The sequence below is a fragment of the Winogradskyella sp. PC D3.3 genome (assembly GCF_054366245.1).
Map to the genome: position 1 here is coordinate 2,535,876 of NZ_CM135962.1, position 12,564 is coordinate 2,548,439.

Annotated in this window: 12 protein-coding genes; 6 read left to right on the forward strand and 6 right to left on the reverse strand. The window is 33.1% G+C overall.

Features of this window, described 5'->3' with window-relative positions; all coding sequences use genetic code 11:
• Nucleotides 1-16: 16 nt before the first annotated feature.
• On the forward strand, nucleotides 17-1,291 hold the full coding sequence (locus tag ACXGSQ_RS11105) for a serine hydroxymethyltransferase (protein WP_458626251.1): 1,275 nt from the start codon (nucleotides 17-19) through the stop codon (nucleotides 1,289-1,291).
• A gap of 59 nt (nucleotides 1,292-1,350) precedes the next feature.
• On the opposite strand, the gene ACXGSQ_RS11110 is transcribed toward ACXGSQ_RS11105, so the two are convergent.
• The 4 genes from ACXGSQ_RS11110 to ACXGSQ_RS11125 form a co-directional block, all read right to left on the reverse strand.
• Nucleotides 1,351-1,944: a hypothetical protein gene (locus ACXGSQ_RS11110; protein ID WP_458626252.1), complete on the reverse strand. Its 594-nt coding sequence runs from the start codon at nucleotides 1,942-1,944 to the stop codon at nucleotides 1,351-1,353.
• A 159-nt stretch (nucleotides 1,945-2,103) separates the two neighbouring features.
• The gene (locus ACXGSQ_RS11115; RefSeq protein WP_458626253.1) at nucleotides 2,104-2,469 is read right to left on the reverse strand and encodes a DUF2200 domain-containing protein; all 366 of its coding nucleotides are present in this window, start codon (nucleotides 2,467-2,469) and stop codon (nucleotides 2,104-2,106) included.
• A gap of 128 nt (nucleotides 2,470-2,597) precedes the next feature.
• Nucleotides 2,598-3,827 carry a peptidase T gene (gene pepT, locus ACXGSQ_RS11120; protein WP_458626254.1) on the reverse strand — a complete coding sequence of 410 codons (1,230 nt, stop codon included), beginning with the start codon at nucleotides 3,825-3,827 and terminating at the stop codon, nucleotides 2,598-2,600.
• Nucleotides 3,828-3,846: 19 nt separating this feature from the next.
• Nucleotides 3,847-4,677 (reverse strand): universal stress protein, encoded by an 831-nt coding sequence (locus ACXGSQ_RS11125; protein WP_458626255.1) that lies wholly within the window; start codon nucleotides 4,675-4,677, stop codon nucleotides 3,847-3,849.
• A 137-nt stretch (nucleotides 4,678-4,814) separates the two neighbouring features.
• On the opposite strand from ACXGSQ_RS11125, the gene ACXGSQ_RS11130 reads away from it, so the two are divergent.
• From ACXGSQ_RS11130 to ACXGSQ_RS11145, 4 genes are all read left to right on the forward strand, one after another.
• Nucleotides 4,815-5,843, forward strand: a complete 1,029-nt coding sequence (locus ACXGSQ_RS11130) for a quinone-dependent dihydroorotate dehydrogenase (RefSeq protein WP_458626256.1) — start codon at nucleotides 4,815-4,817, stop codon at nucleotides 5,841-5,843.
• A 39-nt stretch (nucleotides 5,844-5,882) separates the two neighbouring features.
• Nucleotides 5,883-6,500 carry a LysE family translocator gene (locus tag ACXGSQ_RS11135; RefSeq protein WP_458626257.1) on the forward strand — a complete coding sequence of 206 codons (618 nt, stop codon included), beginning with the start codon at nucleotides 5,883-5,885 and terminating at the stop codon, nucleotides 6,498-6,500.
• A gap of 4 nt (nucleotides 6,501-6,504) precedes the next feature.
• Nucleotides 6,505-7,260, forward strand: coding sequence for a hypothetical protein (locus ACXGSQ_RS11140; RefSeq protein WP_458626258.1), 756 nt, complete (start codon nucleotides 6,505-6,507; stop codon nucleotides 7,258-7,260).
• 133 nt (nucleotides 7,261-7,393) lie between these two features.
• Nucleotides 7,394-8,257 carry a hydroxymethylglutaryl-CoA lyase gene (locus ACXGSQ_RS11145; RefSeq protein ID WP_458626259.1) on the forward strand — a complete coding sequence of 288 codons (864 nt, stop codon included), beginning with the start codon at nucleotides 7,394-7,396 and terminating at the stop codon, nucleotides 8,255-8,257.
• A 49-nt stretch (nucleotides 8,258-8,306) separates the two neighbouring features.
• On the opposite strand, the gene ACXGSQ_RS11150 is transcribed toward ACXGSQ_RS11145, so the two are convergent.
• Nucleotides 8,307-9,404: an HmuY family protein gene (locus ACXGSQ_RS11150; RefSeq protein ID WP_458626260.1), complete on the reverse strand. Its 1,098-nt coding sequence runs from the start codon at nucleotides 9,402-9,404 to the stop codon at nucleotides 8,307-8,309.
• A gap of 12 nt (nucleotides 9,405-9,416) precedes the next feature.
• Nucleotides 9,417-11,555 (reverse strand): TonB-dependent receptor plug domain-containing protein, encoded by a 2,139-nt coding sequence (locus tag ACXGSQ_RS11155; RefSeq protein ID WP_458626261.1) that lies wholly within the window; start codon nucleotides 11,553-11,555, stop codon nucleotides 9,417-9,419.
• Nucleotides 11,556-11,657: 102 nt separating this feature from the next.
• On the opposite strand from ACXGSQ_RS11155, the gene ACXGSQ_RS11160 reads away from it, so the two are divergent.
• Nucleotides 11,658-12,560 carry a DUF6607 family protein gene (locus ACXGSQ_RS11160; protein ID WP_458626262.1) on the forward strand — a complete coding sequence of 301 codons (903 nt, stop codon included), beginning with the start codon at nucleotides 11,658-11,660 and terminating at the stop codon, nucleotides 12,558-12,560.
• Nucleotides 12,561-12,564 lie beyond the last annotated feature (4 nt).

The following is a 12,564-nucleotide window of genomic DNA, read 5'->3' on the forward strand; positions in this document are numbered from 1 at the left end:
AACAAACACTTTATTTATGCAACGCGACGAACAAATATTTGAACTCATTAAAGCCGAAAAAGAACGCCAAATCGATGGTATAGAATTAATAGCCTCTGAAAATTTTGTTAGCGACCAAGTTATGGAAGCTGCAGGATCTGTGCTAACCAACAAGTATGCTGAGGGGTATCCTGGTAAACGCTACTATGGAGGTTGTGAAGTTGTTGATGAAGTAGAGCAAATTGCTATTGATCGTGCTAAAACCTTATTTGGAGCTGCTTATGTAAATGTACAGCCACACTCAGGAAGTCAGGCTAATACAGCAGCATACCATGCTTGTTTACAACCTGGTGATACTATTTTAGGTTTTGATTTGTCTCATGGAGGGCATTTAACGCACGGGTCTTCTGTTAATTTTTCTGGTAAATTATACCGCCCTACTTTTTATGGAGTAAAGAAAGATACAGGCTACATTGATTATGATATGTTAGCTGATCAAGCACAAAAGGAAAAACCAAAAATGATAATTGCTGGTGCTTCTGCATATTCTCGTGATATGGATTTCGCTAAGTTTAGAGAAGTTGCTGATAGTGTTGGAGCTGTTTTATTAGCTGATATTTCACATCCTGCTGGATTAATTGCTAAAGGGATACTAAACGATCCAATGCCACATTGCCATATTGTAACAACAACAACTCATAAAACCTTAAGAGGACCTAGAGGAGGTATGATTATGATGGGAGAAAATATTGATAACCCATTTGGGATTACCTTAAAGAATGGTAAACTTCGTAAAATGTCTGGTTTATTAGATTCTGGTGTGTTTCCAGGAAATCAAGGTGGACCATTAGAACATATTATTGCAGCTAAAGCGATTGCTTTTGGAGAAGCGTTAACTGATGAGTTTATGCATTATATGCTACAAGTAAAACATAATGCTGATGCCATGGCTAAAGCATTTGTTGCTAAAGATTACAATTTAATTTCAGGAGGAACGGATAACCACATGATGTTAATTGATCTAAGAAACAAAAACATTACAGGTAAAGATGCTGAAAATGCTTTAGTAAAAGCAGATATTACGGTGAACAAAAACATGGTGCCTTTTGATACAGAATCTCCTTTTGTAACGTCTGGAATTAGAGTTGGTACACCTGCAATTACCACAAGAGGTTTAAAAGAAACGGATATGGCTTACGTTGTTGATTTAATTGATGAAGTCCTTACCAATCATGAAAATGAAACGGTTTTAGCTGGTGTCGCAGAAAAAGTAAATGCATTAATGGGAGGACGTGCGTTATTTAATGCTTAAGAAGCTCTGAAATTTATATTAAAAAAGCCTTTCTATTTAGTTTGAAAGGCTTTTTTATTTTATAATTTGGCAAACAAATCATTTATTGATTTAAAATCTTTCCGTTTATAATTAGTAAAATCTCTATTGTTAATATAGTTGATCAAATCTTTTTTAGGTCCGGAAGTCCAAAAATCATCAATTCTAACAAGGGTATTGTTTTCTTTTATATAAAGGTTATCTATAATTTTAGAATCGTAGGGTGTTTCTAGTAAATCATAAATTGCAGTATCCGCATCCTTTATATAAAGTTCACGAAATAACTTATCATAACCTTTAAGAGCAACAAATTTGGTCGCTACAATTTCACCTTTATCAATATCAAATAAGGTAACCGAACTTATATCTTCATTGGGAATGTAGGTACAACCATCAGCCGTTTGTAAGATCACTGCGTACTGTTGGTTATCAATATGATTTAAGCTGACACGACCACTTATGGTTTCATTCGTTTTCATGGTAATTTCACCATCAAAGAAATCATAATCTAAATTTGAATAGAAAAATAGTTGTTGATTGAGTAAGTTTAAATTTTCATCTTGTGCTAACGCTTTAGTATTGAATGCTAAAAAACCTAATAGAACAAAACAGCTGAGTTTAATTTTTGAAGTCATAATGTGGCGTTTTAAAGTTGAACTGTAAAAAACAGAATCAACAATTATTCCAAACTAATTAATATTTGAGATAACTAGGATTCAATAGCGTCTAACTTTACCCCATACGAATTAGAGTTTTACAAGGGGGAAGAAGTGTGAAAGACGTTTTAGTATCGTTTACACGTTGCGTAAAATTTTTTCCATTTTACGTCCTCTTGCCAATTCATCAACCAATTTGTCTAGATACCTTACTTTTTTAGTTAATGGAGTTTCGATGTCTTCAATTCTGTAGCCACATATTACACCTTTAATTAAATGTGCATTTGGGTTTAGTGTTGCGTTCTCAAAGAAAGTTTCAAAAGTTACTTTGGTCTTTATGAGTGCTTCAAGTTTATGGTCATCAAACCCTGTTAGCCATGTAATAACCTGGTGTAGTTCTGTTTTTGTTCGGCCTTTTTTTTTAACTTTTGTAATGTAATGTGGATAAACTGAGGCAAATGTTAGTTTAGCGATCCGTTGGTCGTGTTCAGGAGTTGTGGTCATGGTTTAGATGTTTCTAATTAAAAAACGTAATTCAACAGTTTTAAATATAGAGAAAAAAAAGTTAGCAGTCTTTACCCATTATATAATGTAGTAAACGCTGCTAACTAAGTTTGTACTAAAAAGTAAGCTTACTTTTTAGTAGCGGTTAATTCTGCAATTTTGCAAATAACCTCTATGGCTTTTTGAATACTTTCTACAGGAACATATTCATAGCGACCATGAAAATTATGACCTCCAGCAAAAATATTGGGGCAAGGTAATCCCATATAAGAGAGTTGAGAACCATCAGTTCCGCCACGTATGGCTTTTATTAATGGAGTAACACCAACAGCTTTCATTGCTTCTTCAGCAATATCTACAATATGCATTACAGGTTCTACTTTTTCTTTCATATTGAAGTATTGATCTTTAATCTCAATCTTAAAGATCTCACTTTCGTATTTTGTATTTAAATCAAAGACTACTTTTTCTAATAGCTCCTTTCGAGCTTCAAATTTATCTTTGTCATGATCTCTTATGATATACTCAAGTGTTGTTTCTTCAACATCACCTTCAATATTATGTAAATGGAAAAAACCTTCGTAACCTTCGGTATGTTCAGGTGTTTCTAATCGTGGTAAAATATTAATAAACTCAGAAGCATAATACATCGAATTGATCATTTTGCCTTTAGCATAACCAGGATGAACAATTTTACCTTTGACTATAACCTTAGCACCAGCGGCGTTAAAATTTTCGTATTCTAACTCTCCAACTTGACTACCATCCATGGTATAAGCCCAATCTGCACCAAATTTATCGACATCAAACTTATGCGCTCCACGTCCGATTTCTTCATCTGGAGTAAACCCTATTCGTATTTTACCATGTTTAATTTCAGGATGATTGATAAGATATTCCATAGCCGTTACAATCTCTGTAATTCCAGCTTTATCATCTGCACCTAAAAGGGTTGTGCCATCGGTTGTAATTAACGTCTGACCTTTGTACATTAGTAAGTCTTCAAAGTAATCTGGAGATAAAACAATGTTTTGTTCAGCATTAAGAATAATGTCCTTTCCATCGTAATTTTCAACAATTTGAGGTTTTACATTGGCACCTGTAAAATCAGGAGAGGTATCAAAATGTGATACAAACCCAATGACAGGTACATCGTACTCAACATTACTAGGTAGTGTTGCCATAATGTAAGCGTTATCATCTATGGTAACATCACTAAGACCTATTGCTTTTAGCTCTTCGACTAATTTATTAGCCAAATCCCATTGTTTTTTTGTGCTTGGAGTCGTTTCAGAGTTTGGGTCAGATTCCGTATCTATAGTAACATAACTGATAAAACGATCTATTATATGCTGCATAAAATTATTGTATTTAAAATTATAGTTTAAAAGTAATCACGGGAAATTTAGCGTGATTGACTACATCTTCAGAAATACTACCACCAAAGAAATGACTTAATCCTTTTCTACCATGTGTAATTAAAGATACCACATCTGCTTTTTCTCTTTTAGCAAAACTGATGACACCATCTTCAATGCTATGTTCTGAAATACGAGCAATAGAAACATCACTTTCTTTTAGTTTTGCAAGGTCTAAAAAGGTTGCAATTTTTTCGTCAATTTCATCAGTGCTTAAAAATCCAAGATTTGGAGAATTAATATGCAATAACGTGGTTTTAGTTCCTAATTCTAATAGTAATTCTAGAGCCTCTTTAACAGCAGGAACACTTTCTTCTGAAAAATCACAAGCCAATACAATGTGTTCGAAACTAAACGTTTTTAGTTTAGATTTTATAACTAAAACAGGAGTCTCGCTATAACGAACTACTTTTTCAGTGTTAGACCCTGTAAAAATGCCATCATGTTCGCTGTGTCCTCTAGAGCCCATAACAATTAAATCAGCGTTTATATCAGTTGCAACTGCCGCGACTTCTTTTAAGACTTTAGAATTTTTTATCATTGATGTCACATTAACACCTTCAAGATATGGTTGGTCTAAAAACTCTTCAAATCGTTTCTTAGTTACTGCGATCATAAATGCATTTTCCTCATTTCGTTGAGAGTTCGTTGAAGAAATAAGAGATTCAGACATCTCTAACATGTGCATCACAATTAATTCGGATTGGTGTTTTTTAGCTAATGCAGCTGCTGTTTCTAATGCATATTCTGAATGAATTGAAAAATCGACAGGAACTATAATTTTTTTCATGATATTTTAATTTTGATTAGTGCTTCAAAGTTACACAAATTAGAAATTATTATTTATGATAATTGACAGTTTATGCTAAAAATAAAACTTCCGTTGTAAGTATTAGATGCTTATTTTTGCATGGCAAAGCTATTTTTATGTACAAAGCCCTAATCAGACCCGTTTTATTCTCTTTTGATCCCGAAAAAGTACACTATTTTACCTTTTCCTTAATTCGGAATGTATCAAAACTACCAGGAATTAAAAGCCTATTCAGATCTTTATACCTAATTGAAGACAAACGATTAGAACGTGAGTTGTTTGGTCTGAAATTTAAAAACCCCGTTGGTTTAGCTGCAGGTTTTGATAAAAATGCGGTTTTATATAATGAATTGGCCAATTTTGGATTCGGTTTTATTGAAGTAGGAACGGTGACTCCAAAAGCACAAGAAGGAAATCCTAAACAACGGTTATTCAGATTAAAAGACGATAAAGGTATTATTAACCGCATGGGTTTTAATAACGAAGGTTTACAAGCTGCAATTTTAAAACTTAAGAAAAATAAAGGCGAAGTAATTATTGGTGGTAATATTGGTAAAAACACCCAAACGCTTCCTGAAAATTACACCAAGGATTATCTCGAATGCTTTAATGCATTGCATCCATATGTCGATTATTTTGTGTTGAACGTCAGTTGTCCTAATGTAGGAAGTCATGCGAAATTAAACGACAAGGATTATTTGTTAGAGTTGATTTCTAGTGTTCAAAAAGCAAATGAAACCTTTGAAAAACAAAAACCAATTCTGCTTAAAATTGCACCAGATTTAAACAATGTGCAATTAGATGAAATAGTAGAATTAATTGCAGAAACTAATCTCGATGGCGTCATTGCAAGTAATACATCTATTGACAGAACAGGCTTAAAAACAAGTGATGCCAGATTAACAGAAATTGGAAATGGTGGTTTAAGCGGACAGCCAATTAAATCAAAATCTACGAAAGTCATTAAATATTTAGCTGATAAAAGCAATAAAGCGTTTCCTATAATTGGAGTAGGAGGTATTCATTCTGCAGAAGATGCAATAGAAAAATTAGAAGCAGGAGCAGATTTGGTTCAGGTTTATACTGGTTTTATTTATGAAGGCCCTTCTTTAATAAAACAGATTAATAAAACTTTGTTGAAGTAATAATTCATGACGTCTATTTCTAAAAAATAATACCTTCAATTGAATTACGATATCCTTATATCATTTGCATTAGCAACATCAGCATTAGCAATTGCGCCAGGACCAGATAATATTTATGTTTTAGTACAAAGTATAACCAATGGTAAATATTATGGATTGGCAACTGTTTGCGGACTTATAACAGGTTGTCTTGTTCATACCACACTATTAGCTTTTGGAGTTTCTGCGATAATTGCTGCCAATGAAAATTTATTCTTTGGTATTAAACTCTTAGGAGCAATTTACCTTTTGTATTTAGCATTTAAAGTTTATAAGTCTGATAGTCATTTGGATTTAGAATCTAATGTTGCACCTAAAAAAAGTCTGAGACAACTGTTCGTTCAAGGTTTTTTTATGAATGTGCTCAATCCAAAAGTCACCATTTTCTTTTTAGCCTTTTTTCCAGGGTTCTTGTTTAGCGATACGATGAGTAATGTTTGGCAGTTTTATATTTTGGGAGGGCTTTTTATGGTGGTGTCGTTTATTATTTTTTCGTCAATTGCATTGTTAGCAGGACAGATTAAAACCTACACTTTAAAACACAAAAACTCTGGATTGGTTTTAAAATGGCTTCAAATTGTTGTTTTTGTTGGGATTGCTATTTTTATTCTAATTTAGTAGAATGCTAAAAGTCAATTTTCTACCCAAGTTTTCTATTATAATTGTCTTATCCTTTATCCTGTTTACAATAATTGGGACCATTACACATGAGTTTGGTCATATTGCAGTTGCAAAATATTTTGGCTATGACACCACATTAAGTTATGGGAGCATGGGTTATTCTCAAGATTTTTCAGAAGATGAAGATGTAAAAGAAATTAAGAAAATTTCAGAGCCCTATATAACTATTGATTATGAAGAATGGCCAGAAGACATAAAGCTAAAGTTAGAAGCTTTAGATAAAATAGTAATGGAACGATATCCATATAATGAAACCCATAAGTTACATGAGCTATTGATAACTATTGGAGGTCCTGCTCAAACATTGCTTACAAGTTTTATAGGCTTGTTAATTTTATTTTTCAGACGAAAAAAATCGAAAGATCAATTTATAGTTGTGGATTGGTTAGCTGTTTTTATGTCGTTATTTGCTCTTCGAGAAGTGTTTAATTTTGTACAAGTTTCTTATAGTGCATTATTTAATTCTGAGTCAAATTTTAATGCAGATGAATTCAAAATATCTAGATATTTAGGATTTAATGAATGGATTATTCCAGTAATAAGTTTAATAATAGGGTTAACAATTTCAATTTATGTTATTTTTAAAATTATTCCTATCAAATATCGATTTTCATTTATAGTATCAGGTTTGGTTGGAGGAATTTCAGGTTTTGCAATATGGTTTGGTTTTTTAGGGGAATTGCTATTCGATGCATAAAAAAAACAGACAGAAACTAAACCTCCTAACAATATAATATAAACAATCTATATTATAATCAGAGCCTTAAAGTTTTCACTTCAAATTCAATTTCGAGTTTAATTTCAAATTCAATTAATGTATATTTGAACCAATGAACAAAGCTGTTAAAATAATAGAATGTCCGAGAGATGCTATGCAAGGCATTAAGGATTTTATACCTACAGAAAAGAAGGTACAATACATTCAATCATTGCTTCGTGTTGGCTTTGATACTATTGATTTCGGAAGTTTTGTATCGCCTAAAGCGATTCCGCAAATGGTTGATACGGCTGAAGTTTTAGCACAATTAGATCTGAGTAAAACGGAAAGTAAATTGCTTGCTATTATAGCAAATACAAGAGGAGCAAACGATGCTTCGGTGCATTCTGAAATTGATTATTTAGGATTTCCATTTTCTATATCAGAAAATTTTCAGATGCGTAATACCCATAAAACCATAGCACAATCTGTAGTGACCTTGTCTGAAATTTTAGAAGTTGCAGACAAAAGCAATAAGCAAGTTGTGGTTTATATTTCAATGGGATTTGGAAACCCTTATGGTGATCCTTGGAATGTAGATATCGTAGGGGAGTGGACGGAACGCTTATCTAAAATGGGAGTTGGTATTTTATCTTTGAGTGATACAATTGGAAGTTCAGATCCAGAGAATATCAACTATTTATTTTCAAATTTAATTCCCGAATATTCAAATATAGAATTTGGAGCACATTTACACACTACACCAACAACCTGGTTCGAAAAGGTAGATGCAGCATATAATGCTGGTTGCCGACGTTTTGATGGCGCCATACAAGGTTTTGGTGGTTGCCCAATGGCAAAAGATGATCTTACGGGTAATATGCCAACCGAAAAAATGTTATCGTATTTTACTCAGAAAAAAGCTCACGACCTCAATGCGATGTGTTTTGAGAGTTCTTATAATGAAGCAACTAAGATTTTTAGCATGTATCATTAAAAAAAAGCCTTCATTTTTAAATGAAGGCTTTTTTTATCTATTTAAAAGTTTACTGTAATAAACTATATACAAATTCAGGATGACCACGTTCTCCTTCAGCGTTAGTTAAGGCTAAGAATTTTAATTTGTAAAGATTACCATCTGTATCATTAATTATATAGAAGACATTATCTTTAAGAGAAGGTAATGAACCTGGTCCACCACCATTTCTCCAACTACTCCCAATGCTTCTTTGGTCGTTAGAGAAATTAGAAGTCGTGACATCATTTAACGTAAAATTGTCATAAGATAGTTCTGTGTTTTCTTCAGTATCTATCCTATAAATATTTACGTTAGCTAAGTTATTTGAAGCTACAAAATCTCCATAGAAATACGCACCATAACTATCTGCTCCGGCGAAAACTTCATCGGTAAAGGTTGTAAAGTTTAAATCCCAATTTGAGGATGCAGGTTCAACATTAACGATACTTTCTGTATTAAAACTAAAAAATGTAAAGTTAAAGTTGCTGTCTTTAGAAATTGTGATTTCCTCGTGTGTAGTGGCGTCCAAATCGGCATATTGAAGTACGTAATTATTGGCATCTTGCAGAATACGTATTTTTTTCCAACCTCTCTCTTCGCCTTTTAAAGCAACAGAACCAGTTTCAGGTGTTGTTGTACCAACTTCATTACCAAGATTTATTAAATAGACATAGTTTTCAGAATCTGTAGAAGAGATTGGCGCTATAGCGGTATCATTGATATTACCATCAAACCCATCTACATAAGTTATATTAGTACTGTCAAATGTACCAACTGCGACTGCAGGCTGTAAGTCAATTACTTCTTGTGTGGTGGAACTAATAGCGTTAATATCTGTTGTACTAAGTTTAGCAGCTGCCATTTCAATTGAACCGTTTATGGTAACTCTGAAATCTGAACCTGTATAAAATCCTAAGTCCCAAGAATCACGTTGAACTGCTGTCTTTGTGTTTGTACTTAAGTCAATATAAACTTGGTTTTGTTGATTAGGACCTCCAACTTCTGGAGCGATAGAAGCACCATCAATCACAATAGTAAGTGGACCAGAAACGTCGTCGTCGCTACTGCAGCTAGAAAATGCAATAATACATAGGCATAAAGCCAATTTTAAAAATTTATTTGTCATAATATGTAGTGTTTAAAAATTTAGGTTATACAATAGTTTTAAATAAAAAGATCTTCCGTAGCCTAACAATAAGGCATTGCTGTTAGTTGTGTGTGTGCCACCAGTAGCAGTATTACTTACGTTTACACTAGTGACATCTAATAAGTTGCGTCCACCAAGTGTTATATTGATTTTATTGTCTAAAAAGGATTTTTTTACAGAGGCGTCTAGCCAACTATATGCGTCTGTTGTTACTTTTGAGAAGGTCGAATTTCCATCTGTATCAGAACCAGATGCCATGTATTGCTCTTGTTCTCCGTTGTATTTTAATAGTAAGCTGAATGAGGTATTCCAAGGTTCTACAAAATAGGATGCACTAGTGTTAACTTGAAAATTGTACAGAAAATCATCATTGCCATTGACCTCATTGTTATTTATTCTAGAAATACCTTGAAATGTGGCACCTAAGTTGAATGCTAAATTGTCGACTTTCAATGTATTTTCTAATGAAAGACTCCATAGTTTGAATTTATCAATATTTATAAATTGATACTGTAAAGGAGTGGTATTAACCACAGCCAAATCAATTCTATCTGAAACATTGACATAGCTTAACTTTAGGTTGTTAACTAAAGAAAGCTCATTAAGCCAACTTCGCTTTTTTAGATTCACAAAGGCTGAAAAACCATTTTCGGGATTTAAGTTTTCATTTCCTTGAACATCATGATTGGAATCTACAAAGTAGTAGTATAATTCTTCAAAATTAGGAGTTCTATAAGAGGTACCTACGTTGGCTCTAAGTTCAAAACCATGATCCATTAAATAACGCGCACTTAAAGAGCCCATTAATTTTGATTTAAAAAGGGAATTATATTCATAGCGTACACCAGGACGTAAAGAGAATTTATTCGAAAAGCTCAATTCCGAAGATCCAAAAATGGCATAATTAGTCTGTGTGTTGGTTTTATCTTGTTGGGTAACATCGCCTGTAGCTTGCGTGTCAAAGCCTTCAATATAGCGCGCTTCATAACCGAGTTGGAAATTATAAAAATCACTTTTTACTAAGTTGTCTATAGTACCTTTAGAAAATACGACTTTACTAGATTGGTAGGTTTCGTCACTTTCATTACTGCGTTCTTTGCTTAAAATAAAATAGTTAAATTCGTTTAAGTCGCGTTCTTGCTGCTGATAGGAGAGTGCTACGTTATAGTTAGCTCCAGAGTTGAGGTGACCATCAATATTTAAATTGTTCACAAAGCGGTTGGTGGTAAATATGCGATCTGTAGCCGATGGATTACTCGTTTGATTTTGAGTATCAATATTTGCTCTAACAGCAGCATCGTAATAATTAATTTGTTCATTAAAGTATTCAAACTTGTAAAACACCCTAAAGTTTTCACCTTTATAATTAATTAAAGCGTTCGTATTTAATTGTTGTTTAGGTAACCATTCGTAGCCTCTAAGCCCATCATTTTGGTAGTAATCTTGCCCTTGACGTTGGTTGAAAAATCCGGCAAAATCATTTCGATTAGCTCCAATTTTAGCCATCCATCTCTCATTTATGTTATGAGCCACACTAAAAGATTGTATATGTCTACCTTCATCAAACCAAGCATACTCGTCACTTACGGTTTCTTCTTGTATATAGGCTTGAATACGCCAATCGTTAGCAATAGATTTTTTGGTAATGATATTAATCACGCCTGAAACAGCATTCGCACCATATTCAACGCCCATGGCGCCTTCAACAATCTCAATACGTTCAATGGCGTCGAGATTAATTTGGGTTAAATCAATATCATTTCCTAAGCCATTGTCACTAACTAGTGGAATGTTATCTACTAAAATGTTGAAATATTGTGAATCTAAGCCAAAGAACGAAATCGTAGAGCGTCCTGTTTGTGCATTTGGAATAATAGTAAGGTTAAGATTAAAATTTAATAAATCGGCCAGATTGTTAGCTGCAACTTGTTCTATCTGCTTTCTATTAATCACAATGACATTATGTACAGATTTTTTTATAGAAGTGGGATTATATTGACCTGTTACAACAACTTCATCTAAAGATTCTGTTTTGGTACTATCAACTGTGGTTTCTCTTTTTTGTGCAAAAGCCCATGAAAAGAAAATTATTGAAAAATAAATTGGGATTTTATTTTTATTTAGACTCATTCTTGATAAATTTGTTGCAAATATAAAATCTTATTTTAATTCATTCTAAATAAGAATAGTTTTTTTTAAATAATTTTTAAACACCTCATTTATCTTTTAAATATGAAAAAAGTAGTACCCGTTTTAGCCATTGTATTAGCATTTACTTTAAGTAGTAATGCACAAAAGAAGAAAACCTTAGATCAAGAAGCCATTAAAGCCATGTGTGGTTGTTTTGAAGTAACGTTCAATTTTACAGAGACGTTTAACTACAGTAATGATTCACTTTATAGACCTTCAGAAACTAAAGTAGATAAAGGCTTAGAGTACGCTTTTGCTATTGTAGATGAGGATGATAAAATCTCAATTCAACATTTATTGCAAGTTGGACGACCGGATAGTCCACATATTGTAAAACACTGGAGACAAGATTGGTTATTTCAAAATCAAGAGTTTTATATGTATAATGGAGATAATAATTGGACCTTTGAAAAAAAATCTAAAGATGATGTAAAAGGGCAGTGGACGCAGAAAGTGTTTCAGGTAGATGATAGTCCGCGTTATGAAGGTTCAGGAACTTGGGTTCATGTCGATGGTAAGCACTATTGGGAAAATACAACAACAGCACCATTACCAAGACGTGAATACACCAAACGTAATGATTACAATATTACATTAAGAGGTAACCGCCACGAGATTACAGATTTTGGTTGGGTACACGATCAAGATAATGAGAAAGTGTTACGAGAAGCAGGAAAAGAAGACGTGATTATTGCTAAGGAAAAAGGGTATAATACCTATAAAAAAGTTGATGATAGTAGATGTCAAGCGTCACAAGATTGGTGGAAAGCACAACACGATAAATGGGCTTTGGTAAGAACAAAATGGGATGCAGTTTATGGCAGAAATAAAGATTTAACCTTGGCTGAAAAAGTGGATAACAAAGTGTTGTTTAAATACTTGTTAGATGATGAAATCACAGCTAAAAAAGAAATTAATCGTATTATAGAAGCTTTTGTAAAATAAATAA

Excerpts from the sequence above, each read along its gene's own strand:
- ACXGSQ_RS11105 (WP_458626251.1), top strand. The coding sequence starts at position 17 with ATGCAACGCGACGAACAAATATTTGAACTCATTAAAGCCGAAAAAGAA.
- ACXGSQ_RS11110 (WP_458626252.1), bottom strand. The coding sequence starts at position 1,944 with ATGACTTCAAAAATTAAACTCAGCTGTTTTGTTCTATTAGGTTTTTTA.
- ACXGSQ_RS11115 (WP_458626253.1), bottom strand. The coding sequence starts at position 2,469 with ATGACCACAACTCCTGAACACGACCAACGGATCGCTAAACTAACATTT.
- pepT (WP_458626254.1), bottom strand. The coding sequence starts at position 3,827 with ATGCAGCATATAATAGATCGTTTTATCAGTTATGTTACTATAGATACG.
- ACXGSQ_RS11125 (WP_458626255.1), bottom strand. The coding sequence starts at position 4,677 with ATGAAAAAAATTATAGTTCCTGTCGATTTTTCAATTCATTCAGAATAT.
- ACXGSQ_RS11130 (WP_458626256.1), top strand. The coding sequence starts at position 4,815 with ATGTACAAAGCCCTAATCAGACCCGTTTTATTCTCTTTTGATCCCGAA.
- ACXGSQ_RS11140 (WP_458626258.1), top strand. The coding sequence starts at position 6,505 with ATGCTAAAAGTCAATTTTCTACCCAAGTTTTCTATTATAATTGTCTTA.
- ACXGSQ_RS11145 (WP_458626259.1), top strand. The coding sequence starts at position 7,394 with ATGAACAAAGCTGTTAAAATAATAGAATGTCCGAGAGATGCTATGCAA.
- ACXGSQ_RS11150 (WP_458626260.1), bottom strand. The coding sequence starts at position 9,404 with ATGACAAATAAATTTTTAAAATTGGCTTTATGCCTATGTATTATTGCA.
- ACXGSQ_RS11155 (WP_458626261.1), bottom strand. The coding sequence starts at position 11,555 with ATGAGTCTAAATAAAAATAAAATCCCAATTTATTTTTCAATAATTTTC.
- ACXGSQ_RS11160 (WP_458626262.1), top strand. The coding sequence starts at position 11,658 with ATGAAAAAAGTAGTACCCGTTTTAGCCATTGTATTAGCATTTACTTTA.